A 24,546-nucleotide genomic window follows, 5' to 3' on the forward strand; every position below is an offset into this window, starting at 1 on the left:
TCTCCAAATATCTTTGGTGATTTTCCCTTCAACAACTCGCGCGTGAATATCGGCACCACCGCCGCATATTGTGATTCGGGGTCCTGACGCGGACCAAACACGTTAAAATACCGGAGGCCCACCGTCTCAAGACCATGAAGACGGTGATACATGACGGCATACATTTCCATGGCCAACTTCGATACTGCGTATGGGGAAAGCGGTTGAAGCCCACCGTCCTCACACCTGATTTCTCCTGGCGCGTCGCCATAGACCGACGAGGATGAGGCATAGACAAACCTTGAGACGCCCGCCTTACGCGCGGCCTCAAGAAGCGACACTGTACCCCCGACGTTCACGCGATCTGTGTAGACGGGTTCAGCCAGCGAGCGGGGAACCGAGGGCACTGCCCCTTGATGCAGGATAAAATCCACATCGCGCACGGCGCGCTCACAAACATCAACCGAGAGAAGCCCTTCCGGATCATCGATAAGTTCGATGTCGCCCAAGATATCCTCGATGTTCTCCCGGCGACCAGAGAAGAAATTATCAAGCAGCCGAACCGCGTACCCCTGCTCAAGGAGCTCACGGACGAGATGGGAGCCGATAAATCCACCGCCTCCTGTCACCAATACGCTTTCCATCCTGCTAAATTCCCCTTGAGAATTATGTAGACGACCTCATGACGCCAGCTACCTGTCGCTTGAGTTTTCCTTGAAATATTCAATTACCGAAGCCAAAATATCATCTAGTTTCGACTTGGGTTTATATCCGATAAGATTCCCTATTTTCGCGAGATTCGGAACGCGACGCTCCATATCCTCGAATCCCTCGCCATACGCCTCTTCATAAGAAATATATTTAATTTCCGAGGACGAACCGGTCATCTCTTTCACTCGTATGGCTACCTCGGCAATAGAGGTTTCCTCATTGTTGCCAACGTTGAAAACGTCCCCGACAGCCTCTGGGTGCTCCATCAAACCAATAAGTCCTTGAATCACATCACCAACATGCGCAAAACAACGAGTTTGCTCGCCTGTGCCGTATACGTTGATCGGCATGCCGTCCAGAGCCGAGCGGACAAAGTTCGGTATCACCATCCCATAGCGCCCCGTCTGCCGAGGGCCCACCGTATTGAAAAGCCGGGCAATAACAACAGGTAGATCATATGTCTGGTGATATGCGAATGCCAGAAACTCATCAAGGGTCTTCGTGTTGGCATACGCCCATCGCTGTTTTTTGGTCGAGCCCAGGATGCGATCATCATCCTCGCTGAGCGGCCCATTTTTGTTCTTCCCGTATATTTCAGAAGTGGAGGCGATAAATATTTTTTTTGAATGCTTCCGGCAGAGTTCAAGAATGTTCTCTGCTCCCCGAACATTCGTCATAATCGTATCAACTGGTTTTTCCATTATCAGCCGTACACCTACGGCTGCAGCCAAGTGGTATACCTCGTCGCATTCTTCAACCAAGGGTTCAAGGATCTCTAAATCGAGGACATTTCCTTCCTTCAGATGAAGACCGGCATTGGATTGGATATGCCGAAGATTCTCCAGCCTCCCGGTTGAAAGATTATCCACAACAAAAACTTCGTGCCCTCGCCCAAGAAGCTCTGTCGCGAGATGGGAGCCGATAAAGCCAGCGCCGCCGGTAAGTAGTATCTTCATAATGCTCCATTCACTGCCAGTTAAACTCTAGTGCCTAGAAGGCAAAAGAGTGATAGACCAATCTGCCTAATCCAATTTTTATCTTTCCGGGGATAAATCAGCTTGTCAGCCCAATGAAAATCCTTCAGTCAGGCAACACCAAGGGCGGACATAAGTTCTTTGTCATTTACACGATGTTATGCTCTGAATCAAGACAGGGAGGCACAAATCCAGAAAAAATAGGGCCCACACGAAAATTCAATGTTAGATACAAGTGGTCACATCTGGGAAATTTTTCAGGGCTTTCTTCAAAATAAACGCTATACGCCTAAAAAAGCCTGGGATGCATCAATTTCTACCTTGAGTTCAGTAAAGATTTCCTCGACCTCGACATGTGAGAGTTCTACCGGAATCCGCCCTTCCTCCTCAAGAGAGGCCACCAGGCCCGGTGGAAGAACCTCGAAATCCATCAGATGGGCGAAAAGGTCCGCCGCACAGGTTATCCTGACAATCTCCCTGTGGGCGACCTCAAAATCGGGAAAATGATGAAACGAAATCCCTGCGGTCAACTCCTCGGAAAAATTCCATTTTCTCGCCAAAAAGAATCCAACCGTGCAATGATCGAATCCATATAGGCCCGACTCTCTGAGGTGATAATCCGGGCTAATAAAACCTTCTGGCTTTAGAAGAATTTCCTTTTGAGATTCCTCTACCAGTCGGTCAACAACCAGTTTACCGATGTCATGAAGCAGACCCGCCGCGAAAGCCGTCTCGCGAATATTAGGATTGAGTTTATCCGCAAGAAGTCTTGCCGCGAATGCGGTTCTAACTGAATGAAGCCAAAATGCATCGGCCGGAATTCCGTAGCCCCCCATATGACTGTGAAGCAAACCCGAGGTGGCACACATTATCGCAATATCCCGAACCTTCTTATCGCCCAGAAGCCCCACGGCCACCTCAAGGCTGCTTATCTCCTGCCGGATGCCATAGTAAGCCGAGTTGATTATTTGAAACGTTTTCGCGGCAACACCTTGATCGAGCGACACACAACGAATCAACTCATCTCGTGCCGTATCGCTCCCCTCGGTGAGTTCCATAATTTTATGAAACACATTCGAAATCGGAGGAACAGAATCCACCTCTACGAGCGCAGTCTCAAAATATTTTTTGGTATCGGCCATGAGATTCCAATTCCCGAGGTTAAGCAAACTAATTGGGCGGGCTTGGTAAATCTTAACTAGAATATGATTATTCTACCCCAAGCCCAGATGGTTTGCAGTCTTTAGATACCCAAACATTATGCATTTTTATAATTTAAAATTACTTTAAAATCAAACCACCCAAATTAAAATACAAATAATGAAATTACTTTGCAAGTATATTAAAATTAATATCGGTCTCAAGAAACTAGCCCAAATATCGAATTGTCTATTTTTTTCTCTTTTTCGACCCTCTTCATGACAGAAAAATTCAGCCATTAAGCCGTTTTGTTGACAGCGCTCCCAGGTGGGCCTAGTCTCGACTCTACGTCAAAAAAACCATTAAGAATACACATCAAACAACAATAATTTTTTAATATTACGGGAGATTATTTTCATGGCCACCATGTCTGCGGGATACGCGATTGCCGAGTCGCTTGCGCAACTCGGAATTAGAAACATCATCGGTATGGCCGGCTCATGCATGGTCGAGATACTCGACGGCATGTACGGGCGCGAGGACTTGGGCTTCGTCACCGTACGCCACGAGCAGAGCGGAGCTCTAATGGCAAGCGCCCACGGTCGCCTGACGGGCACCCCCGGCGTTTGTATGGCCACCAACGGGCCCGGCGCAACCAATCTCATAACCGGTATCGCGCACGCAAAACTGGCCCAGAGCCCGGTGATCGTTATCACCGGCGCCCCTATGACCAAGGACATGTTCTATGAGTCCACCCAGGAGATTGACCACGGCGCGCTCTTTGCACCCGTCGTTAAGCGAACCATCCAGGTAAGAAAAGCCGACAAGGCCGCAGACCTTGTACGCGAGGCCTACCACGAGGCTATCTCGGGCGTTCCGGGGCCTGTTCACCTCGACATCCCCCGCGACATCATGCTCGAGGATGTTGTCGTGCCTAGCCTCGGAGATCATCATCCGAAAAATCTACCCCGCTCCGGACCCGATCCCGAAGGTCTCGCGGCGGCTGCCAAAATATTAAAAAGTGCGAAGCGCCCGCTCATCCTCGCGGGAGGCGGCGTTCTTTGGTCCGAGGCGACAGGTGATCTTATCGCACTGGCCGAGGCCCTTGGCGCCGCGATCATGGTTTCAACGGGCCGGGACGATGTGGCCCCGACCGACCATCCCCTCTACCTGGCTTCCATCGGACGGGGAACGATTCCCGAGGCGGCGGAAATTTTCAAAGAAGCCGATATTGTTTTTGCCGTGGGAACCCGTCTGGCCCACAGCACCACTTTTCTTCGAGACACATTTTTGGGGGAAAACACCAGACTGATTCACGCCGCCCACGTTCAACGGAATGTCGGGCGCCACTACCCGGCAGAGGTCGGCTTGGTCGGCGACTCGGGAATCGTTTTACGGGGCATCCATGCGCTCCTTGGCGATACGAGCCCGAACGCGGCCTGGCGCTCGCGAATTGATCAGGTAAAGACTGCCCAGGAAAGCCACCGCGAAAAGGCGCTTACCTATGGCGGCAAACCCATGGACCCGCGCCGGGCACAAATGGCACTCGCCAAGGTGATGCCAAAAAACGCCATCCTCACCATGGATGCAGGAAGCGCCGCAGGCTATCTTTATGAATACCAAAAATTCGAGCGGCCCCGGAGTCTCCTTGCCCCGCAGGATCTGGCCGCCATCGGAATCGGCTACCCGATCGGACTAGGGGCAAAACTCACCTGCCCGGACCGGCCCGTCGTCACTGTCAGCGGCGATGGTTCATTCCTGTTCAACGGCGCCGAGATGGAAACCGCTATGCGGGAGAAACTCAACACCACGACTATCATCCTCAATAACCACAACCTGGGCTCAGAGCGCGCCTACCAACACCACTTCTATAACGACCGCTACATCGGCGACGCTATTGGCAACCCGCGTTTCGACGACTATGCGCGCGTCTTCGGCGGCGTTGGCTACCGGGTCGAGGATCCAAACGATTTAGAGGATGTCTACATCGAGGCACTCAAGCAGGACAAACCATCTGTGGTAGACGTCATTGTGGATGCTGATATTTATCCCGAACCCCGGCGCAAGGACGCGGTAAAGGCCTAAAGCTTCTAAATGCTTCGGCTGACTAATCGCACTAGCTAACCGGAGCAGTTATCAGAAGCGGCCTGAGGCAGGTCCCTCTGTCTGCCAGCTGGCCTGATCACCCGGCGTGTGTGCGCTCTGAGTGACGATCTCAAACGCGGGCCGCCCGCCTCCCGACACCGGTGCCGTTCGCACACTTGAGGCGGCGTGCTCGGCGGCCCCGAGCACCCTTTCCAGCCTCCCTAAATCCGCCATGGAGCCTCCACCTGCAGCAACTTTCTCCAGCCCCGACTGCAACCCGGCGAGAGCCCGCTCTCCTTGCCCGAGCATATCAGCGCTCCTATCGTTGTCCCCCCGCGCATAGAGATCCGCCGCCCGCTCGACTAGCCGGACCCACTCTATGGCAGTTCGGTGAAACGTCACCTGGAAACGAAGTGGACTCTCGGGCTCCAGAGCTTCCTCGGCCTCTAATAGCGCCTTCAAAATCGCATCGCCCCCTCGGCCTACAGCCTCCTCGCGCCAGGCGCGCCAGAGCCTCATAGGATCGCCATGCTTCGAGAGCGGCTCTCGGAGCGAGCGCCACCCGCCCAGCGCGAGAAACGGTGAGAGCGCGGGAATACGGCTCCCAAGAATTTCAGCCCCTGCGGCATAGTCTTCCCCGCCTTCAGCCTTAATCGCACTCTCCCAGCCCTCGCCACTTGATATGCGCCGCCCCGCCGCCATGATGAGTGGCAGGACCGAGGCAAACGAGGAGAACCCAAAGAACTCCCATGCACATACCAACTGGCCCACCATTCCGGCACCCACCGCCTCGGTGTGGGCATCGATCACGCTCCGCGTCTCATCGAGAAAACACCAGTTCGCATCATACGAGCGCACCGCCGAGGAGAGGACAACCTCGTAGCCGCGCTCTTTGAACATCGCCGCCGTCTCGACGGGCACCTTCTCGTAGTCCCAGTCGAATATCACCGTCTCGCGTGGGATCTCGCCAAGGGCCTCGGGGAATTTTGCCAGCATGTCCCCCCAGAGACAGGGCCTGCGCCCTCGCGCTATCACCTCGCGGCAGAGCCGCCCGTAATACTCGGCATAAAGACCCACCTCGCCGATTTCCTTGGCCCGCTCACGGCAAAGGGGGCATTTGCCCAACTGATGCGCCTCATCCCCTCCGAGGTGTACCCACTCATCGTCAAAAGCCGCCACCGCATCTGCCACGAGACTAGAGGCGAACTCCCGACACTCGGGCCGACTCGGGCAGCTCTGGAGCGCCCCTCTACCCGGCGCCTCTGCAAGCCACTGCCCCCCCTCGGCACGGATAAAACCCTCCATGTGGCCCAACGTATTCAAAAAGGGAATGAGGCGGACCCCCCGCTCGCCCGCCGCACGGGAAAGCCGCACCATCACCTCAGGCGTCAGGCAACCCGGCCCCGCCGCCCAGGGCGCAGATGGATAGGCGAAGCGGTGCTCAAGATAAAGCCCCATCGCGCTATAGCCTGCCGCCGCCGAGCGCTCGATCAGTTCAAGAAGATATTCCTCAGAGGGCGATTGCTCGCGCGCGATGTCATACATCCAGCCAATGAATTCCAAGTCAACCTCCTGCCTGGGGGGAGCCCGCCCGGGGATCTCCCTCACAAGATGTGCTCTCTGTTAGAATAAGCAAACCAACTTACCAAGGAGGCCGCACGTTGGACAGGCTCATTACGATTGAGGAGATTAAAAATGCGCGCGCCGCGTTGCCTCCCGCTATCCGGGAGACGCCCATCCTGCCCTTCGCAGCAGACTCGCCCAGTGTTGGAGAGGAAAAACTCTATCTAAAAGCCGAGAACCTTCAGGTTACAGGGGCCTACAAGGTTCGGGCGGCATTCACGATCTTGAACGGTCTTACTGCGAGCGAGCGCAAGCGGGGGGTTGTTCTTACTTCCTCGGGCAACTTCGCCCAGGCCTTTGGCTTTGCGGGCGCTCAAATGGGGGTGCCCATCGTCGTCGTCATGCTCGACCAAACGAGCCCTTATAAAATTGAGGCAACTCGTGCCTACGGGGCCGAAGTCGTTTTCAGCGGAAATGACGCCCTTGCGCGCCAGCCCTTTGTTGAGCAAATCGCGGCAGAGCGCAGCATGACGCCTATTGATACCTGGGAGGATCAAAGGGGCACGCGCGGCCACGCCAGCATTGGCCTCGAAATTCTGGAGCAAATGCCCGATGTCAAAACGGTTCTCGTCCCGGTGAGCAGCGGCGGGGTCGCCTCCGGCGTTGCGACCGCCATCAAGGAGACCAACCCCTCGGTGAAAGTCATCGGCGTCCAGCCCGAACGGGCAAACGCCGCCTATGTTTCTCTTCAAAAAGGCGTGCCCACCGCAATTGACTACTGGAACACGATTGCAGATGGACTCTCGGCCGTGCGGCCGGGCTTTTCCCCTTTTCGCCACCTGCAAAAGTACCTGGACGGAATTGTTTTAATTTCCGAGGCCGATATTGCCCGCGCTTTTCGCTCGCTACTCATGAGAACGAAAATCATGGCCGAGCCCGCAGGCGCTGTCGCCGCTGCCGCGTTTTTATCCGGCAATGTGGACACAAGCCGAAAAACCGTCGCCTGCGTCACCGGCGGCAACGTCACGGTTGAAATGGCCCAGAGGATGTTGGAGATGGCAAACGAAAGCTAAAGCAACACGCTTTTACTTTTCCCCATTTACCCTCAACGAGGCTTGCGCAAGAACAATCGCTGCGGTGTTGGCGAGGTTGAACGAGCGGATGGGTCCCGGCATCGGAACAAACAGCCGGCGACCGGGCCAGCGATCATGCCAATCGTCAGAGAGCCCGGTGTTCTCGTTGCCGAGAATGATAATGTCCTCGTCTTTGTAGACGGCATCATCAAAGCGCACATCCCCGAACTTGGTGACGAGCCACGGCACCCGCTCCCCCAGCCAGCTGAGAAAATCATCCTCATTTTCATAGATCGTGATCGTCAGGTTGTCCCAGTAGTCGAGCCCGGCGCGGCGCACGGTCTTGTCCGATATTTCAAACGGAGTGGGGCCAATAACGTGGAGATGGGCCTCCATCCCGACGCAGAGGCGGGCGATGTTGCCCGTATTCTGGGGAATGGCGGGATGATAAAGCGCAAGGTGAAGCATGGTCGATTCCTGCTGAATAAGATGAATAAAACCGGGGCCACCCCGGCGAATTTATCAGATCGCATGCTACCACTTTTGAGGCCAGACGGTTGAGGCGCCTCCTGAAGATGGACACCCAACCTTCTACCCCGTTGTCTCCCCAGCCCGGACAGCATAAGATTGATTCAAACAAGAAACCCATTTAAATTTCAACACGACATCAGGGGAGTTTCCCGCATGGCCATCGATATTAGCGCAGATAAGTTCCGTAAAATTTTCCCCGAGGTGGATCAGATCGGAGATGAAAAATTAAGAGAGGGCGTCATAGAAATATGGCTTGACCTTTTCGCCGAGACAACGTGGGAGCGCTTTGAGGATATACCCAAAAATGTTGACCTCGAAAAGCACGAAACCTTAATCAGCCACATTCAAGGGGTCACGCGGATTTCTATAGCCCTTGCTGATATCGCGAAAGATCTTCACGGCCTCTCGGTGGACCTCGATCTCCTCATTGCCGCCTGCCTGCTCCACGATGTTTCCAAACCGCTCGAATGCGAGCCCAACCTCGGCGGCCCACCCACCGGGGGTAGCACACCGCCCGCCAGAAAAACCGAATTCGGCAAGAAGATACAACATGGGGTCTATAGCGCACATAAAATCTGGGAGAAGAACCTACCCAAAACAACGGAACTCACGCATCTCGTCATCACCCATACCAGGGCAAGCAACACGCGGGCGGTAAGTTATGAGGCCTCACTTCTTTTCTACGCCGACTGGGCAGACTCAGACGCAGGCATCATCACGGGCGGCGGCAGACCCTTCGCCCCCAGATGGATTGAAGAAAAATAAAGGAAGGATATCCAGTTAGGCCCTCACCCGCCTGTCGGCCAGCCCGAGGATCGCCGAGGCCATCACCTCGGCCCCGGCCACGATATCGGAAAATTTCGTGAACTCTTCTGGCGTGTGCGAGAGCCCCTTCACGGAGGGGACGAACACCATACCTATCGGACACAGCGCCGCGATGCGGCAGGCATCGTGTATTCCACCGCTCGAAAGCGTCAGCGAGGAATGCTCTGTTTCGCCTGCGGCACGCTTGAGCGCCCGCCGGATTCCCATAGAGGCTGGGCAGGCCGCGTACTTCACGCTTAACTTCACGCGCCCTTTCACCCCGCGTTTTTTCTCTATTCGCAAAAGCGTCTTTTTTATACGCCCTAGCATTGCACGAGACGCCGCATCGCTTTTACTTCTTAAATCAAAAGAAATTTTCGCACCCCCTGGCACGATTGAGTACCAGCCCGGCTGGGCACTCATCATCCCGAAGGTGAGGGTCATTCGATGGCGCTCGGGCGCGCGCCGCACAGCCGCCTCGATTTCCACCATGAACGCGGCGGCGGCCATCGCCGCGTCTCGGCGATAGAGCATAGGCTGGCCGCCCGAATGGGCGGTTTGCCCCTCGAAAAAAATATCCCCCCGCAGAGCCCCTACAACGGTATCGACAATGCCTATTGGGACTTTTGCGGTCTCTAAAATAGGCCCCTGCTCGATGTGAAGCTCCAGAAACGCTTTAAGATTTTTTTTCGAGAGCTTGCAGCTTTTAAATCGCTCGGGCCTGCCTCCCGAAAGACGGATCGCCTCCCAAACTGATTTTCCGGTGGGGGGATGCACTGCCCTTTTCATCTCACCGGCGCCAAGCTGTCCGGCGAGAATGCTGCTTCCAAAGGTCACGACACCGCACGCAGATTCTTCGCCGACAAAGGCCACCACCTCAAGCGGATGATCGTGGAGGGCATCAACCTCGGCAATGCGCCGGACGGCCTCAAGCGCAGTGAGCACCCCGGCTGGCCCGTCAAAGCGCCCGCCCGGATTTTGCGAATCAAGGTGAGAGCCCGCCATCACTACGGGAAGGCCTTTTACCCCGCCTTGTTTCCTGCCAAAAAGATTACCCACCGCGTCCACCCGCGTTTTAAGACCCGCCTCCTCCATCCAACCCCGAACCAGGTCGCGAACCTGGTTATACTCTGGGGTGAGCGCAATTCGCGCCAATCCGGTCTTGCCGTAGCGACCGATAGTCGACTGGGCGTCGAACTCTTTTTTCATGCGGGCGCGGTTCGCCCGGATGGGCATATATTTCTTCATACAAGATTTTCCATCAGAACAAATCGGCTGAGCGCATCTGCTCAGAAAACTTCGTCCTCGGGATTGTGCACCTCGCCCAGTCGTTTGAGGGTGGGCAGAGGCAATCCCTCATAAAGCTTCTTGAGCTCCGGATTCGTCTCACTCTGGGCCATTTGGTAGAGGCTATTGCCGCTAGTGTCACATTCAACAAGAAACGGCCCAAAATTTTTCACGCGGAGCACCCACATGGCCTGGGCAATACCAAGCTCGTCGAGCCAATGGACGGCCTCAACCTTTTTGACTCCCCGTCCGTACTGCGCACCGATCCCATAGCCGACCGTGTTCAAAAAAACGGCGCCAAGGCGCTTAAAATGATTTTGATAAAACTCGGACGACATCCCCCCCTTGCCGATGATGACACGGGTGTTGTGTTGTTCCATGAGGAGGGGCAGATATTTTTCGAACCGAAAGCTCGCCGTCGCCGTCACGGCAGAGACCTCCCACTCGCCTGGGGATTTTTCGCCCACTGCGGGTGAGCAATGAAAAGTAGCGTTCGTGAGAGAGGCAATATCTACAGGCGGCTCGGCCCCTTCTTCAAAAAGTTTTTTGTAGAGCCCGATGCGCCCGGTAAAAACCACGCCATTGAGGCGCACAATGTCGCCAAGTTTTAGTCTATCCAGTGCCTCACGCGAAACGGGGGTATCGAGAAGGTGCTCATCCATCGCTAAATCTGATGTTGTCATCTTAGGCATTGAAAAACCCCCGTTAACTCACCGTGTCGCGGCGATAGTAGTCGGTGAACCATCGTGGGTCCTCCCGATATTCCACTTCACCACTCGGGTAGACACGCGCAGTGGCCCGGCGAAGGGCAAAGCATTGATGATGGATTGAGACCGGCATCCCGCCCGTGTGGGTGTAGGCGACCTCAATGTGCGCGTCCATCACCGCACCCTCGCCCTTGAAACCCATCACGCTCAAGCTCGATCGCTTGCCGAGTTCAACCAGTTCTTCTTCAAGCGCTGCGATTTCTGGATCAGGGTTACGATTGCCCACCACGCGAAGACAGGCAGCCTCCTTCGCTAATTTCACGCAAGTGTCTTTCGTCCCGCCGATTCCTATGCCGACGATGGCGGGCTGACACGAGAGGCCGCGCTTGAAGAATTCGCTAATCACATCGAGATAGAACCGACGGATGCCATCAATGCCGTCGCCGGGAAAAAGCATCCGGTAGTCGCCACCGAAAAGACCGCCCTTGTGGAAAGCGGTCATCTCCACCCAATCGGCCTCTGGCTCCCATGTATAATCGACGTTCGGTGCATGGATACCGACGTTGTTGTTGTAATCGTTTCTCGTAATTGGATGAACGCGATTTGGGCGAAGGGGAATCTCTGCCGTGGCGCGTGCTGTGGCCTCGCGGATGCTTCGCTCGAAGGCAACAAAGCCGCCCTCGATACGCGCCTCGTTTCCGATCTTGGCGTAAAAACGAGGAAGACCCGTGTCGGCACACATCGGACTCGAATCCTCATCGGCGACTTCGTAGTTGTTCACAATTTCGAGCAGAACGAATTTAGATAGCTTTTCGGTCTCGCGCTCGGCCATCGATCGAATGGAGGTTCGAACGTCGTTAGGAATATGAATCGCAGCGCGTCGGTTGAGCTCAAAAGCTACTTCGCGAATCAGATCAGCGCCAATGGCGGTGGTGGTGGTCATAGGTTGCTCCTCCTCATAATCCCCGTCGAGAGAGGGTGAAATTTCATTTGTCCAAAGCGTGGCTTCCTGGAGCACGGCCCTTCAAGGCAGCAGACACAAAGGATTTTACTCCGCTAGCCACCGCTCGGCGCTTAAGCCCTTGAATGGCGGTCGTCGGACTAATGCCTTTTGGGCAAGCCTCGGTGCAATTGAACTGGCTGTGGCAGCGCCAGAGGCCATCCTCTTTCGCCACCTCGGCGAGCCGTTCATCGACCGCGCCATCACGGCTGTCGCACACCAGGGTGTATGCCCGGTTCAGGGCAGCGGGACCCAGGAACATGGGCTCGTGCGCCACCATCGTGCAAGCAGAATAGCAGATTCCGCAGGTGATGCATTCGATGTGCGGGTCAATGCGGCCCCGCTCGCGCCCGTCCGGCGATATCTTGGCCGGGGCGGCCGATGCGGCTTTGGTCGGCTCGGCCCAGCCACGCGCTCGGTTCATCTTGGCAAAAAACGGGTCCATGTCCACCGCCAGATCACGAAGGGGCGGAAAATTCGCAAGCGGCTCAAGCGTGACCCGATCTCCTAGCCCCTCGATAAGGGTCCGGCAGGCCCAGCGCGGGCGCCCGTTCACCCGCAGGGCGCAAGTTCCACACATTCCCACCCGACACGAATAGCGAAAACCGAGGGATTCATCATGCTCGCTCTGGATAACGGTCAGCGCGTCGAGCACCGTCATTCGGGGGCGGGGCGTAATTATGTAGCTCTGGTAGCGCTCCTCAGGATCGCCTGCCTCGCCGCCTCGCCTGATCCGAAACTCCACACCGCTCCCGGTCATTAGAAAAATCCCCACCAGGCACTGCGCATAAAGCCGAGCCAGAAAAACGCCGCGACGCCAAAAGCCGTTAGAACCCAGAGCAATTTCCTCTGGTGCCGTACCGGAAATCCAAAGTCGGTTAAAATCACCTTAAGCCCGTGCATTCCGTGGAGGAGGACAAGCACGAGGACCGCAGAGCGCAGCCATTTGTTGTACGGATTCAGAACATGAAACGGAAATATGACTAAAAGCACGACCGCCGAGAGGCGCTGTATCACCCAGGCCCACATGCCCGGATACATTGCGCGCCAAGAGGAGAGTTCCCAAAAAGGAGGCCTCGCGGGAGGGCCGGATGAGGATGCCATCAAATCTCCTTTCTAAAAATGCTTTGCCCTGCAAATCAATTTGATATAGAGCCCGAGGGTGCGACAGGAGGTGCGAGCGCCTCGCCGGGCCTCACGCGGGTGAAGCTCACCTCGCGGCGCATTACGTCGATCTCCTCTTCCCGCTTCGAAATAAAAACATTATACAAACCGCCCTCTTTTTGCTCGGGCATATCATCCCTGAAGTGACTTCCCCGGCTCTCGTCGCGCTCAATGGCGCTCCTCGCAATCAGCCCGGTAATTTTTATCTGGTTGCGCACATCGAGAACGTTTTGCCAGGCGAGGTTATAGGCTAATCCGCCTTCGGCACGCGCCCCGGCCGCCTGCGCTCCTAGAGCCGTAATATCCTCAAGGCCCGAGGCCATATCATCTCCGTTTCGCCTCAGACCAACCTTCGCCCACATCACCTCTTTAAGCGCCGCGCGAATCGGATAGGGAGACTCGCCCGTCCCCAAAGCCGCAAGCGCATCGACAACAGCTTCCTCGGCAGAGGCGCGATCAAAGCTCACCAATGGTTCGGTTGCCTCTTTTGCCATCTCCTCGCCAGCCACTTCTCCGAACACCGTCGAATTCGCCACCCCGTTTCCGCCGAGGCGATTCGCGCCGTGGGTTCCACCTGCGTCCTCGCCCGCCGCGAAAAGACCGGGCAGATTCGTGCGGCATTCGGTGTCGATTTTGATACCACCCATCATGTAGTGCGCCGTGGGGGAGACCTCCACCGGCCCCCCCGCTAGGTCAAATCCTAAATCTGCACATCGATCAACCATGCCCTTGAAATTTTTTCTGACAAAATCTGCTCCAAGGTGGCTCACGTCAATAAAAACACCGTCGTTTTCGGTGCCGCGCCCTTCTCGAATCTCGGTGTAGCCAGCCCGCGAAACGAGGTCGCGTGTCGAGCGCTCCATACGCTCGGAGTCGTAGCGCTCCATGTAGCGCTCTCCGCGGCCATTAATCAGATGACCGCCCACGCCCCTCAAGCCCTCCTCAAGGAGTGTGCCTGTTATCTGAAGACCATCGCCCGTGAGAATACCAGTCGGATGAAACTGGACCATCTCCATGTCACAAAATTCGGCGCCCGCCTCCCACGCCATCGCCATTCCATCGGTCGCAAGCTCCTGGGCGCAGGCCGAGTATTTATAGAAAGTTGGTCCGCCTCCAGTCGCCAGGAGCGTACACTTGGCGTTAACGGCGGTGAATGCCCCGCTCCGGATATCGAGAAGCATTGCCCCGGCGACGCGATTTTCGCCTCCGGCGGCGGGAAGAAGCGCAATGGCTCGATGCTCTTCAAGAACGGGGATATCCCGCCGGGCAATCTGCTCGGAGACGCGGTTGGTAAGCTCAATGCCTGTGAGATCGCCCTTGTGAACAGTGCGGTCGAAACTCTGGCCAGCAAAGGCTTTTTGGTGAATCTCACCCTCGGGGGTGCGGTCGAAAAAAGCGCCGCAAAGGGTTTCGAGTTTTCGTATGCAGCCGGGCGCGCGGCTCACCAGTTGCCAGGCAAGATCTTGATCGTTCAGCCAGGCCCCGGCCTGGACGGTGTCCATAAAATGGTTTTCGACCGAATCGTTCTCAGATAGGGCGACATTGTAGCCCCCCTGCACCATGCGGGTGCACCCGCTTTTACCGAACAAACCTTTGACGGCTATGAAAATCTCAAGACCGGGATCATTCTCCCAGGCTGCCAGGGCAGCTAGCAGGCCCGCCCCGCCCGAGCCGAGTATCAAGAGATCACATTTCCGAGAATGATAAGCGGATTTGCTCAAACCAAAACCCTCGTCACAAAGAGATGGCCATGAGGCGCCCGGCAATGGCTTCGATGGCATCTCTCGCCAGCTTTTCGAGCTCCTCTTTATCCATGTGGGCCACCGGATGGGGCGTGGCAATAATTGGGTAAGGTTCGGCGAAAAGGGCCTTGGCCTGAAATTCACCCGCTCCTAAAAAATCACTCGTTACTACAGGTACCGCAGGCACTCCCCAGCGCTCAAAAAAAGCCGCATCGTGCAAACTGCACGTTGTGCAGCTTCCTCAGTAAGCCAGGCCTTCGACAACAGCATCGCAGTGACGAGCGATTTCCTCGGCAAGTTCCTCGGGCGCAGGTTTTGCGTGGGTTGGTTTTTTGTAATACACGGTCTCACGGACACCGTAATTTTCCTTGAGAAGGATTCCCACGGCATCTAGAAAGATATCGCCCTTGGGCTTGCTGATATCCAGAAGACCCACAACCTTGCCTTCCAGGCTCCCCGGGCGGGCCGCCAGCGCATCAATTCGCCGCTTCGGTTTTACAGTCGGATCAAAAATATCGGGCATTTACATTCCCCTTGTCAAAAAAATTTTCATCTTGTGGACGCTACCCAGCCATCGGATTTACCGGCCTGGTAACCATGTTCGTACCCATATAGTCAGCAATTCCAGGCATCACCATGCTGTAGATACCACCAACGCCACCTGCCACTATCAACGTAAGCGCCTCGGGAGTCTGAAACTTGCGACGGCGGCGCTCATCTCCCTCACCTGGCATAACAGCCGCCTGGAAAATCGCATTTCGCGCCGCTACCTTGCTCCATCCTGCCTTACCAAAAACAGCGGCGTGCATCGGACCCAACGCGAGAATCACCCCGCTCACCCCAATCTGATGTTTGTCCGCCGACCAGATGCAGTTCATCGAGCGCCCCAGTATGTCGGCCATTTCTTCTGCCCTCGTCACGCCCTCAATTCGAATCTCATGAGGCGCCTCGCAGGTAAAAAGTGTCACCGCCCCCTGATCGGAACCAACCCGGCGATCAACATAGAGCGGCTCCCAAGGGCTTTCCTCCTCGTTTTCCCCAATGCAATAGCTATACCGGGCGGGAGAGCCGAACATGGTCCGCGATATCCCCCCCGGCTTCGAGCCACCGATATTCGAGAGGATCAGCATCAGCGCCCGTCCGACGACGGCATTGCCCCGCGTCCCGTTACCGAAAACGCCGTTTCCGCAGTTAATTCCGCCCAACTCGCGGGCCGGACCGTTCACGATTACTAGTGGCGTGGCGGAATCCGTCATCCCGCCCACCGCGTGGAGGTTAAATTCCTTGTCCACCATCGCCTGAACCCCCGCCACGACAATTGGCATATGCTCAGGTGTGCAACCCGCCAACACAGCGTTGATGGCGACTTTCTCCGCCGTCGCCTCGCCATAATTGGGTGCGACATCGCCCAGAACATCCTCCCCAGATAGCCCGCCAGCCTTGAGCAAGGCGTCTATCTTCTCTCGCGTGGGCGGCACGACAGGCAAGCCATCCGTCCAACCCTTCTCGTAGTAAATTTCAACCAAATCGTTCTCGTCACGTTCGAACGGCATATCTACTCCCGAATTTCAAAAAAATAATAAAACCCATGGCTACTTGATGAATATGAACGCCCCCAACAGCCTCATGTTACCCGTCCCGAACGAAACCGGCAAAGCAGGCGTATCGATGGCGCCACCCGAAGAAGCTACAATATCGCATCAGACGGTTTTATACTGTCATTTATTATTAACGTCTTGACTGAGGAATCTAGATTTCATGCCGGGGAGGCTTCTTGAACAGATATAACAACTACGCCCTGTCCCTATTGTACTACCCGGGCCTCATTTTGGCGTTTCTTTATTTATTATCTCTTCCTGCACCCGAGGGCTTAACTCTCCCTGCTTACCACACGCTTCTGGTGGCCGCCGCCGCCGTTGTCCTCTGGACAAGCGAGGTGCTGCCTACAGGGTTAACAGGCGGGATCGTGATTTTACTTCTGATACTGACAGGCGCCTCCGCCTCGATAAGCGAGGCCCTTGTCGGATTCAGTCAGCCCGTAATTTTTTTCCTGATGGGTGTATTCACAATTGCCATCGCCGTCGAGCGGGTCGGGCTCGCCGAGCGAATCGGTCGTTTCTTTCTACGTCTGTCGGGAGGGCGCAGCGGGGCCCTGTTCTGGTGCATGGTGCTCTCGTTTCCCCCGCTGGCTCTGGTCATGCCTTCATCGAACAGCCGCTCGATCGTACTCGCCGAAGTGTTTGACCGCACGTTCTCCCTCACCGGGGTCGAACGGGGAGCGCCCATCACCCGCGCTGTCATGATGGCCCTTCTCTCGTTGAACCGACTCGCCTCAACCGCACTTCTCACCGGGGGAATGACCTCCATCGTTGCCGCCTCACTGATAGGCGGCATGGGCTGGGGCCGGTGGTTTCTACTGTTGAGCGTCCCCTACTACCTGACACTTTTAATCAGTTCGATGAGTCTTTATTTTTGGTATCTTCGCGGTGAAAACATTCGTCTCATCCTGCCCGAGGAAAGCAACAACGCGGCGAGAAAAGGAGAATTTCGAACCGTACTCGTCGTGTTCATGGCCTCGGCGCTCTGGCTCTCGGACCCGCTTCACGGACTTCACCCTGCCGTGCCAGCAATGATGGCCTGGGCAATACTCCTTGCCCCACGCATCGGCGTTCTCAGCTGGAGTGATTTCGAGTCGAATTTTTCATGGTCAACGTTTTTTCTGATTGGGGCATCACTATCACTGGGCTGGACTATGTCGCACACCGGGGCCGCGAAGTGGTTGGCTCTCATGCTTCTTCACCTGGCGCCCGCCGTGGCCGAGCACCCCTATTTTCTCTATGCCGCAATTTTGATTGTAAGTGTGCCCATCAGAATTCTCGTTCCCAACATCACGGGTTATCTGGCCATCACCATCCCCATTGCAGTTGAGATCGGACAGGGTGCAGGCTTGAGCCCTCTGGTATGTGCCCTGGGGGTGCTCGTAATGGGCGACTCGATTCTTTTTTATGCCGCCCAAAGTCCGGGGAGCGTCGCTGTCTATGAGCGCGGCCACCTTTCGGCGGGCGAGGTTTTTCGCTTCGGCGTATTCATGACCATAGTCGCCTTCGTTACGACGATGACGGCATCGCTCCTCTGGTGGCGCATCGTGGGCGTCGCTTGGCGTATGTAGCCGAATCTTCCCTCGCCCTAAATTCGCATGAACTTCATCGGGAATTTCTGGAGCGGGCGGGCACCGGTTTTCGTCACCTCAACGAGATTTCCTACCTGAAGACCTCGCTTGCCGTCCGCCGTCACCGGGTTGGGCTGGATTACCATGAGCATTCCCTCTTTGAACACAACTTCGTTTTGGGGTCGCTCGATGAGTGTGGCGTCGATATCTACCCGCGGATTTTCAATAAGCAGGCCCCAGCCGTGAAACGTTGTGTCGAAAGTTGTAAAACCCTCATCTTGAATGATCGCTCCTGCCTTTCGCACATCCTCTTGCGTCGCGCCAGGTTTGACCGCCCCGAGGATGCGGTTATAGGCCTCAACCCCCACATCAAAGAGCTTTTGATAAATAGCCGTGGGCTTGCCTCCCACCGAGATTGGCCGGTGGGCCTGTCCCGAGTGCATATAATAGTCGGATGAAAGCTCGGTCAGGATGACATCGCCCTTCCGGGTCTTTCTGTGGGTGGGAAACTGGTTGGGGAAGATCAGGTGCGGCCGCGCCATCGAGGTCGAGCCAACGAAGATAAGCATTTGGCCGCCGCCATGGGGCATGTAGCCGTTCGATATGATGGCCGCCATTTCATACTCCGTCATGCCGGCCCGGGCCTTGGAGTCGAGCGCCTCGAACGCCATGTCGGTCAGTGCGGCGCCCTTGCGGAACCACTTGAGCTCCTCTTTGCTCTTGATGGATCGAACTTCATGCAGAAGCTCGGTCGCCTCGACAAAAGTGGCGCCCTTGAGCGACTGACGCCAGTGGTCCACCACGCTGTAGGGAATCGATGTCTGGAGAATGCCCCGGTAGCCGACAACCCCGATGTTGCCTTTTTCAAGACCCAGCTCGCGAATTCTTTGCTCAACTTTTTTCCCGGGCTCGTAATCAACGGCCTCGGTTCGCCGAATGACACTCATCTGCTTGGCGTAGGGCAAATAGAGACGATTCGACATATAAAGAGCCGGCTCGCCCTTCAACGGAAAGACGATAAAACTGCTAACCGGGTCCTTGTAGTTCGACACGTATTTGATGCTGGCCTGATTTCCGCCGTGGCTGCCCGAGTCGCCATACATGATGAGGACATCGAGCCCCCGCTCGCGCATTCGGCGGCGTATCTCCCGATAACGGCGGCGGTACTCTTCCTTCGAGTAGCGGGGATGGTCTTTTTCTAGCGACATGGGAAACCTCTTGTTGGTCTCGATCACAAAAAAAAACGCGGGGGACCGTCTCCGGCCCCCCGCGCGGTGAAACTAAAAGCAAATCAGGCTAGTTCATCGCCTTCATGCTGATTTCCCAAGGATACAGGGTTTCGTCGTGCCGGGGGGTGAAGTTAATCCGGTTGCTGTACCCGAGCACGTCGTGAATCTTCGCCACAACTTTGTGGGTGGCCAGTCTCTTCTGAATTCCGGTGGCCTTGTCGTATTCGGCATGCTGCGCCTTCGGCTCAGGTGTGGCATTGGCCTTTTTGACCTGATCATCGAGTTCCTTGATGCAGTGTCCGCTCCAGGAGCCGCCGCACATCGAGGTGCCCGAGAACAACAGGCCCGGCTCGCCACCACCGTTGCCAAATCCCATGTAGTACATCGCAGCGCCCTTGCGTTTTCCGGCCTGGTAGGCGCGGTGCATTTTCTTGAAGAGCGGGAAGCGCTGTGAGTTGCATGTGGCCTTGATATTAATATTCTTGAGCATGCCGGCGATGGCCTCACACGTCGGCTTATCGCCAGGATAGCGACCGTTCGTCGCGATGAGCTCAGCCTTGAAGCCACTGGCAAAGCCAGCTTCCTTCATCAGGGCTTTTGCTTTATCCAGGTCATGGCCCCACCATTTGCGTTTCGGGTTGTAGCCCGAGAAGTTCCACGGATGGAGCAGCCCACCGATGGGATCGGCGCGCCCGCCGAGGATCGTCTTGCGAATCAGGGCATCGTCGATGGCATAGTTAATCGCGAGGCGCACCTTCTGGTTCGCCATCGGGCCGCCATGCTTGCTGAAGAAGCTCAGGAACATGATGCGCACGGCCGGAACCGCTTTTACCTTCGTCTTCGGGTTTTTCTGGAGAGCCGCCACATACTGCGGCAGCACGCCCCAGGCAACGTCAACTTCACCGGCCTCAAGAGATTTTACGCGAGTGGCCGCCTCTTTGATGCGCCGGAGAATAACCGTCTTCGGCATATTGGGGTACAGCTTCTTTCCCCACCAGCGCTTGTTCTCAACGAACACCATCTTGTTGCCCTTGGTCCAGGATTTGAGCTTATAAGGGCCCGAACCATAGGTGTTCCGCGAGAGGTGAGCCTTTTTCTTGCCCTTTGCCTTAAGGCTCATCACGCCCGCCCAGCGGGTAATCCGAGACAGCGTGCCGTTGTCGTACGTCTTGTTGTGCCAAATGAAGGTTTTGTCGTCGATAACCTCGATGCGGTCAAAGGAGGCAAAATATCTTTTCTGCCTTGCGGCCTTGAGCACACGGCTTAGCGACCAGGCCACTGACTGCGAGGTGACCGGAGAGCCATCCTCAAAATTCGCATCCTTGCGGAGCCAGAATTTCATCTTCTTGGTTCCGTCCAGCAGTTCATACTTTTCCGCCAGCCAGGGAATCATTTTACCCGTGCCCGTCTCCCGGGAGAGAAGGGTGTCGTAGGGCCAGCGCCACACCATGGTACCAACGAAGTTCGACGTGCGATGCGGGTCCATTGTGGGCGGCTCGCCCGAGAGCGCGATCGTCACCGTGTCTTTTGCGGCAGCCTCGACAAACGAAACCGCAAAGAGCCCCAGAGTGATCACCAAAAGTGCTGCTGCAAATCTACGCATGCTCTACCTCCCCTTATAACGATGTTACTTTCAAAGTTCCCCAAAAGAGGGTAATTGGCCAGCCCGCCGAAACGGGTGGCATAAGTGTGCAAGATTGGGTATTACGGTAGCATTCTTAAATACAAAGATCAAAACAAATAATCACCGGGATGGTTCGCCCTTCGAATTACATTCGCATACTCGGGAAGGACGCCTCCCCTTTTGAACTAAGGACAGAATATTAAAAATCCCTATTTTCAGGTCTTTTTTTCAGGCCCTTTTTCAATCAAGGAGAATTGCAGATGAGTGCCGAAAAACTTAAAGGATCGTGGTTCCAATACTTTCCCGAGCATTACCTTTGGTCTCAAGTAATGTGCGCTTATATCAACATCGTCCCGATGGGCGGCTCGAATTTCCATGAAATCGACCAGGTGGGAAAGCGTCTCCAGGGCAAGGAAGGCGACGCTGAGGCCTGGGGCGAGAACTGGGGATGGATGGCCGACAAGACCCTTGCGCTTGCAACAAGCGAGGAGAAAAAGGGCCACACCCGCACTGCCGCCGCCGCCTACGTCAGAGGCGCCGTCTACCGATTCAACTCCGAGCGCTTTGTCCACCCCGACAACCCGGAAAAGGCGGCCTCCTATAGCGCCCTCCTTCCCTACTTCGAGAAGGGAATGAAACTTCTCGTGCCCGGCTTCGAGCGTGTGGAAGTGCCCTACGAGGAAGGCGCCCTTCCCGCCTACTGGATCCCCCCCGTAAATCCCACTGGCAACGATCCGGTTGTCGCCTTTTTCGACGGTCTGGATGCCTCAAAGGAAATCACCACCCTCTGGGGCGGTCTCGCTCTAAGAGAAAGAGGTATTGGTACGCTTTGCATCGACGGCCCCGGCCAGGGCGAGGCCCTTCGCCTCAAGAACATCCCGAGCCGCCACGACTACGAAGTGCCCGGCACCGCTGCCTTCGACTATCTCGACGGGAGGGGCGATGTCGATTCCTCGCGCATTGGTGTCATGGCGATGAGTTTTGGCGGCTACTACGCCCCGCGCATCGCCGCCTTTGAGCACCGCTACGCCGCCTGCCTCACCTGGGGGGCGCACTACGACTACCACGAGGTATGGGTCAAGCGCCGCAAAGTGCTTGAATCGGGGGGCACCGTCTCCTCGTCCGCCATCTGGCAGCTTCCCTGGGTGCTGGGCAAGCCCGATATGGACTCGGCCATGGAAAAATGTGCGAACTACACCCTCGAGGGCGTTGCCGACAAAATCAAAATGCCCATCTGCATCACCCACGGCCAGGACGACAACATCGTTCCCGTCGAGATGGCCCACCGCCTTTTTGCGGCCTGCGGCTCCGAGGAAAAAGAACTCAAAATTTTCACCGTCGAGGAGGACGGCGGCAGCCAGCACTGCGTCTTCGACAACCTGCACATGGTCCGCGACTGGATCGGCGACTGGTGGATGGATCGGTTCGGAACGGGGGAATAGGATAGCTGAAAGGAGCCAGCTTCCATGATCGCCGATTTTCTTGAATGGGCCAACAAAATAGCTGATCCTTTGACCGGCTTAGGCACACTTATAGGTATTGGCGTCTTTATTTGGGGAATTTTATTCGGCGGTTTCCGACAAATACGGAATTGGATTTCCCCTCCTAAAAAAACGGAAACCGACGACCCTTATGTTGACAAAATTGTAACAAAACTTATTGACGTTGCCGGAGAAAATCGAACACTCTCCAGTGAGCTAACAACTCAAAAACGGGAAAATGAAAGCTTAAAAGAAGCGATAGTCGCACTTACAGAGCAGCAGGATATGCCCGGCGTTGCTGACGCCCTCGCCCATCTTGAAAAGGGCGAGACGGCACAGGCGATCCAGCTCTTCGAGGAAACCGCTCAAAAGAAGGAAGCCGAGGGAACAACCGCCAACAAGGAAGCCGCTGAGGCCTACCGCCACCTGGGTGCAATCGCCTTCCTCAGCGAGACCCAGAAAGCCCTCGAAGCCTACAAAAACGTAGTCCGCCTCGATCCGAACGATCCAGACGGCTGGAACATGCTTGGCGCACTTCTATTAAGGCTCGGCAAAATTGACGACGCGAAGAACGCCATTCAAACCGTCATGCGCCTGGGAGAAGAGACCGAAAAAAAAGAATTGATTGCCGTTGCTTACTGTAACCTCGGCAACATCCACGAGACGCGGGAAGAGTTGGAAGATGCCGAGTATTATCATTTGAAAGCCCTCGCAACTTTCGATCAACTGTGCCGAAAGGAGGGTATGGCCGCCTGTTACAGCAACCTCGGGAACATCTACTTAAAGCAGGGCCACCTGGACAAGGCCAAGGATTTTTGCCTGAAAGCACTCACCATCAACAAGGAACTTGGCCGAAAAGATGGTATGGCGATTCAGTACGGCAGCCTTGGTCTCATTCATCAGACACCGGGGGAATTAGAGAAAGCCGAGAATTATCATCTGAAAGCGCTTGCGATAGACGAAGAGCTGGGCAGGATGGAGGGCATGGCCGACGATTACGGCAACCTCGGCCTCATCCACCGAGCACGGGGCGAATTGGACAAGGCCGAGGAGTATCAACTGAAATCGCTCGCGATAGAGAAAGAGTTGGGCAGGAAAGATGGCATGGCCGCCACATACGCCAATCTCGGAATTATTGAAAATGATCGCGATAATATGGAGGCTGCGTGTGGCCACTGGGCTGAGGCACTGAAACTATATCAAGAAGTCAATATACCGGACAAAATTTCAAAGTACCAAAACATAATGAAAGCAGCGGGCTGCGAAAATACGCCATCATAACGGGAGGGTAATCATTTGCCTGAAACCACGGGAACTTTCACGAGAGAAAAACTGAACGAGATGTACCGCACGATGCTCCGCATACGGCGCTTTGAGGAAACGGCGCAGGCGCTTTTCATCGAAAAACGCGTCGCAGGGGGCATTCATGTCAGCGTGGGGCAGGAGGCCTGCTCGGTCGGGGCCTGCTCGGCGCTGAACATCGACGATGCGGTTTTGACCACCCACCGGGGGCACGGCCACTCGATAGCCAAGGGAACGCGCCTGCCCGAGATGATGGCCGAGCTGATGGGCAAGGCGACCGGGCTATGTCACGCCAAGGGGGGCTCGATGCACATCGCCGATGTGTCAAAGGGCCACTACGGGGCGCATTCGATTGTCGGCTCGAACATGCCCATGGCCGCAGGCATTGGTATTGCCTTTCAGTTCGAGAACAAGGGCCAGGTTGCGGTCTCGTTTTTCGGGGACGGGGCCTCGAACCAGGGCGCGTTCCACGAGTCGATGAACCTGTGTGCGATCTGGAAGCTGCCGGTTATTTATTTTTGCGAAAATAACCACTACGCATCGACCACCCAGGTGGATTATTCGACATCGGTCGAGGACATCAGCACCCGCGCCCAGGGCTACGGGGTGCCAGGGGTAACGGTGGACGGCATGGATGTGCTCGCCGTCAACGAGGCAATGACCGAGGCGGTGGCGCGCGCGCGCCGGGGCGAGGGCCCCTCGCTGATTGAGGCGAAGACGTATCGATTCTACGGGCACTCGCGGCTCGCGGAGAAATTTGGCTCCTACCGGAGCGAGGCGGAATGGAACAAGTGGCGCGAGAGTGACCCCCTTATCGTGGGCGAGCGGGTGCTGGGCATCACCGCCGAGGATAAAGAGGGACACATCAAGGCCGTTGAGGCCGAGATCGCCGAGGCAATTGCGTTTGGCGAGGCGAGCCCCGAGCCCGAGCTTGAGGACGCCTACGAGGATCTTTACGCCTAATCCATATTACTTTCGAAC

At 55.9% G+C, this 24,546-nt stretch carries 23 protein-coding genes; 7 read left to right on the forward strand and 16 right to left on the reverse strand.

Annotation, left to right across the window (positions count from 1 at the left end; all coding sequences use genetic code 11):
• The 3 genes from HOJ95_15110 to HOJ95_15120 form a co-directional block, all read right to left on the reverse strand.
• On the reverse strand, positions 1 to 623 hold a 623-nt coding region (locus HOJ95_15110; GenBank protein MBT6396026.1), incomplete at its 3' end, for an NAD-dependent epimerase/dehydratase family protein.
• A 48-nt stretch (positions 624 to 671) separates the two neighbouring features.
• Positions 672 to 1,646, reverse strand: coding sequence for an NAD-dependent epimerase/dehydratase family protein (locus HOJ95_15115; GenBank protein MBT6396027.1), 975 nt, complete (start codon positions 1,644 to 1,646; stop codon positions 672 to 674).
• Between the two features lie 299 nt (positions 1,647 to 1,945).
• A complete protein-coding gene (locus HOJ95_15120) occupies positions 1,946 to 2,806 on the reverse strand; it encodes an HDOD domain-containing protein (protein ID MBT6396028.1) in 861 nt (286 codons plus the stop codon).
• A gap of 415 nt (positions 2,807 to 3,221) precedes the next feature.
• Between HOJ95_15120 and HOJ95_15125 the strand changes: the two genes are divergently transcribed.
• Entirely contained in the window at positions 3,222 to 4,889 is a 1,668-nt protein-coding gene (locus tag HOJ95_15125; protein ID MBT6396029.1) for a thiamine pyrophosphate-binding protein, read from the forward strand.
• Between the two features lie 51 nt (positions 4,890 to 4,940).
• Here the strand turns inward: HOJ95_15125 and HOJ95_15130 are convergent, their stop codons facing one another.
• Entirely contained in the window at positions 4,941 to 6,452 is a 1,512-nt protein-coding gene (locus HOJ95_15130) for a family 20 glycosylhydrolase (protein MBT6396030.1), read from the reverse strand.
• Between the two features lie 98 nt (positions 6,453 to 6,550).
• Between HOJ95_15130 and HOJ95_15135 the strand changes: the two genes are divergently transcribed.
• Positions 6,551 to 7,525 (forward strand): pyridoxal-phosphate dependent enzyme, encoded by a 975-nt coding sequence (locus HOJ95_15135; protein ID MBT6396031.1) that lies wholly within the window; start codon positions 6,551 to 6,553, stop codon positions 7,523 to 7,525.
• Positions 7,526 to 7,537: 12 nt separating this feature from the next.
• On the opposite strand, the gene HOJ95_15140 is transcribed toward HOJ95_15135, so the two are convergent.
• Complete coding sequence (locus HOJ95_15140; protein ID MBT6396032.1) at positions 7,538 to 7,993, reverse strand: tRNA (cytidine(34)-2'-O)-methyltransferase; 456 nt, start codon at positions 7,991 to 7,993, stop codon at positions 7,538 to 7,540.
• 216 nt (positions 7,994 to 8,209) lie between these two features.
• Between HOJ95_15140 and HOJ95_15145 the strand changes: the two genes are divergently transcribed.
• A complete protein-coding gene (locus HOJ95_15145; GenBank protein ID MBT6396033.1) occupies positions 8,210 to 8,821 on the forward strand; it encodes an HD domain-containing protein in 612 nt (203 codons plus the stop codon).
• A gap of 15 nt (positions 8,822 to 8,836) precedes the next feature.
• Here HOJ95_15145 and HOJ95_15150 read toward each other — a convergent pair whose 3' ends face one another.
• The 9 genes from HOJ95_15150 to HOJ95_15190 are packed head-to-tail and all read right to left on the reverse strand — an operon-like array spanning position 8,837 to position 16,313.
• Positions 8,837 to 10,108: a Zn-dependent hydrolase gene (locus HOJ95_15150; GenBank protein MBT6396034.1), complete on the reverse strand. Its 1,272-nt coding sequence runs from the start codon at positions 10,106 to 10,108 to the stop codon at positions 8,837 to 8,839.
• Between the two features lie 41 nt (positions 10,109 to 10,149).
• A complete protein-coding gene (locus HOJ95_15155; GenBank protein ID MBT6396035.1) occupies positions 10,150 to 10,830 on the reverse strand; it encodes a fumarate hydratase in 681 nt (226 codons plus the stop codon).
• A gap of 22 nt (positions 10,831 to 10,852) precedes the next feature.
• Positions 10,853 to 11,797, reverse strand: a complete 945-nt coding sequence (locus HOJ95_15160; protein ID MBT6396036.1) for a fumarate hydratase — start codon at positions 11,795 to 11,797, stop codon at positions 10,853 to 10,855.
• A 43-nt stretch (positions 11,798 to 11,840) separates the two neighbouring features.
• On the reverse strand, positions 11,841 to 12,614 hold the full coding sequence (locus tag HOJ95_15165) for a succinate dehydrogenase/fumarate reductase iron-sulfur subunit (protein MBT6396037.1): 774 nt from the start codon (positions 12,612 to 12,614) through the stop codon (positions 11,841 to 11,843).
• The gene (locus HOJ95_15170; protein ID MBT6396038.1) at positions 12,614 to 12,958 is read right to left on the reverse strand and encodes a hypothetical protein; all 345 of its coding nucleotides are present in this window, start codon (positions 12,956 to 12,958) and stop codon (positions 12,614 to 12,616) included. Before HOJ95_15170 ends, HOJ95_15165 begins: the two co-directional genes overlap by 1 nt.
• 35 nt (positions 12,959 to 12,993) lie before the next feature.
• Positions 12,994 to 14,799, reverse strand: coding sequence for an FAD-binding protein (locus tag HOJ95_15175; GenBank protein ID MBT6396039.1), 1,806 nt, complete (start codon positions 14,797 to 14,799; stop codon positions 12,994 to 12,996).
• The gene (locus tag HOJ95_15180) at positions 14,753 to 14,947 is read right to left on the reverse strand and encodes a hypothetical protein (GenBank protein ID MBT6396040.1); all 195 of its coding nucleotides are present in this window, start codon (positions 14,945 to 14,947) and stop codon (positions 14,753 to 14,755) included. Before HOJ95_15180 ends, HOJ95_15175 begins: the two co-directional genes overlap by 47 nt.
• Positions 14,948 to 15,001: 54 nt before the next feature.
• On the reverse strand, positions 15,002 to 15,283 hold the full coding sequence (locus tag HOJ95_15185) for a hypothetical protein (protein ID MBT6396041.1): 282 nt from the start codon (positions 15,281 to 15,283) through the stop codon (positions 15,002 to 15,004).
• A gap of 40 nt (positions 15,284 to 15,323) precedes the next feature.
• The gene (locus HOJ95_15190; protein ID MBT6396042.1) at positions 15,324 to 16,313 is read right to left on the reverse strand and encodes a hypothetical protein; all 990 of its coding nucleotides are present in this window, start codon (positions 16,311 to 16,313) and stop codon (positions 15,324 to 15,326) included.
• 221 nt (positions 16,314 to 16,534) lie between these two features.
• On the opposite strand from HOJ95_15190, the gene HOJ95_15195 reads away from it, so the two are divergent.
• Positions 16,535 to 17,929 carry a hypothetical protein gene (locus HOJ95_15195; protein MBT6396043.1) on the forward strand — a complete coding sequence of 465 codons (1,395 nt, stop codon included), beginning with the start codon at positions 16,535 to 16,537 and terminating at the stop codon, positions 17,927 to 17,929.
• A gap of 17 nt (positions 17,930 to 17,946) precedes the next feature.
• Here the strand turns inward: HOJ95_15195 and HOJ95_15200 are convergent, their stop codons facing one another.
• Both HOJ95_15200 and HOJ95_15205 read right to left on the reverse strand, forming a co-directional pair.
• Positions 17,947 to 19,137, reverse strand: a complete 1,191-nt coding sequence (locus HOJ95_15200; GenBank protein MBT6396044.1) for an aminopeptidase P family protein — start codon at positions 19,135 to 19,137, stop codon at positions 17,947 to 17,949.
• Positions 19,138 to 19,225: 88 nt separating this feature from the next.
• Positions 19,226 to 20,761, reverse strand: coding sequence for a hypothetical protein (locus HOJ95_15205; GenBank protein ID MBT6396045.1), 1,536 nt, complete (start codon positions 20,759 to 20,761; stop codon positions 19,226 to 19,228).
• A 281-nt stretch (positions 20,762 to 21,042) separates the two neighbouring features.
• Here HOJ95_15205 and HOJ95_15210 point away from each other — a divergent pair, with 281 nt between their 5' ends.
• From HOJ95_15210 to HOJ95_15220, 3 genes are read left to right on the forward strand one after another with little or no spacing between them, the layout of a single operon-like run.
• On the forward strand, positions 21,043 to 22,224 hold the full coding sequence (locus HOJ95_15210; GenBank protein ID MBT6396046.1) for a prolyl oligopeptidase family serine peptidase: 1,182 nt from the start codon (positions 21,043 to 21,045) through the stop codon (positions 22,222 to 22,224).
• Between the two features lie 24 nt (positions 22,225 to 22,248).
• A complete protein-coding gene (locus tag HOJ95_15215) occupies positions 22,249 to 23,544 on the forward strand; it encodes a tetratricopeptide repeat protein (protein ID MBT6396047.1) in 1,296 nt (431 codons plus the stop codon).
• A 60-nt stretch (positions 23,545 to 23,604) separates the two neighbouring features.
• Positions 23,605 to 24,528, forward strand: a complete 924-nt coding sequence (locus tag HOJ95_15220; protein ID MBT6396048.1) for a thiamine pyrophosphate-dependent dehydrogenase E1 component subunit alpha — start codon at positions 23,605 to 23,607, stop codon at positions 24,526 to 24,528.
• Positions 24,529 to 24,546 lie beyond the last annotated feature (18 nt).

The organism is Nitrospinaceae bacterium (genome assembly GCA_018669005.1).
In the GTDB taxonomy this organism is placed as follows: Bacteria; UBA8248; UBA8248; order UBA8248; family UBA8248; genus UBA8248.

What these genes read in the sequence shown, in the direction of transcription:
- HOJ95_15115 (MBT6396027.1), bottom strand. Translation starts at nt 1,646, where the DNA reads ATGAAGATACTACTTACCGGCGGCGCTGGCTTTATCGGCTCCCATCTC.
- HOJ95_15120 (MBT6396028.1), bottom strand. Translation starts at nt 2,806, where the DNA reads ATGGCCGATACCAAAAAATATTTTGAGACTGCGCTCGTAGAGGTGGAT.
- HOJ95_15125 (MBT6396029.1), top strand. Translation starts at nt 3,222, where the DNA reads ATGGCCACCATGTCTGCGGGATACGCGATTGCCGAGTCGCTTGCGCAA.
- HOJ95_15140 (MBT6396032.1), bottom strand. Translation starts at nt 7,993, where the DNA reads ATGCTTCACCTTGCGCTTTATCATCCCGCCATTCCCCAGAATACGGGC.
- HOJ95_15145 (MBT6396033.1), top strand. Translation starts at nt 8,210, where the DNA reads ATGGCCATCGATATTAGCGCAGATAAGTTCCGTAAAATTTTCCCCGAG.
- HOJ95_15150 (MBT6396034.1), bottom strand. Translation starts at nt 10,108, where the DNA reads ATGAAGAAATATATGCCCATCCGGGCGAACCGCGCCCGCATGAAAAAA.
- HOJ95_15155 (MBT6396035.1), bottom strand. Translation starts at nt 10,830, where the DNA reads ATGACAACATCAGATTTAGCGATGGATGAGCACCTTCTCGATACCCCC.
- HOJ95_15160 (MBT6396036.1), bottom strand. Translation starts at nt 11,797, where the DNA reads ATGACCACCACCACCGCCATTGGCGCTGATCTGATTCGCGAAGTAGCT.
- HOJ95_15165 (MBT6396037.1), bottom strand. Translation starts at nt 12,614, where the DNA reads ATGACCGGGAGCGGTGTGGAGTTTCGGATCAGGCGAGGCGGCGAGGCA.
- HOJ95_15170 (MBT6396038.1), bottom strand. Translation starts at nt 12,958, where the DNA reads ATGGCATCCTCATCCGGCCCTCCCGCGAGGCCTCCTTTTTGGGAACTC.
- HOJ95_15175 (MBT6396039.1), bottom strand. Translation starts at nt 14,799, where the DNA reads ATGCCATCGAAGCCATTGCCGGGCGCCTCATGGCCATCTCTTTGTGAC.
- HOJ95_15185 (MBT6396041.1), bottom strand. Translation starts at nt 15,283, where the DNA reads ATGCCCGATATTTTTGATCCGACTGTAAAACCGAAGCGGCGAATTGAT.
- HOJ95_15190 (MBT6396042.1), bottom strand. Translation starts at nt 16,313, where the DNA reads ATGCCGTTCGAACGTGACGAGAACGATTTGGTTGAAATTTACTACGAG.
- HOJ95_15200 (MBT6396044.1), bottom strand. Translation starts at nt 19,137, where the DNA reads ATGTCGCTAGAAAAAGACCATCCCCGCTACTCGAAGGAAGAGTACCGC.
- HOJ95_15205 (MBT6396045.1), bottom strand. Translation starts at nt 20,761, where the DNA reads ATGCGTAGATTTGCAGCAGCACTTTTGGTGATCACTCTGGGGCTCTTT.
- HOJ95_15210 (MBT6396046.1), top strand. Translation starts at nt 21,043, where the DNA reads ATGAGTGCCGAAAAACTTAAAGGATCGTGGTTCCAATACTTTCCCGAG.
- HOJ95_15215 (MBT6396047.1), top strand. Translation starts at nt 22,249, where the DNA reads ATGATCGCCGATTTTCTTGAATGGGCCAACAAAATAGCTGATCCTTTG.
- HOJ95_15220 (MBT6396048.1), top strand. Translation starts at nt 23,605, where the DNA reads ATGTACCGCACGATGCTCCGCATACGGCGCTTTGAGGAAACGGCGCAG.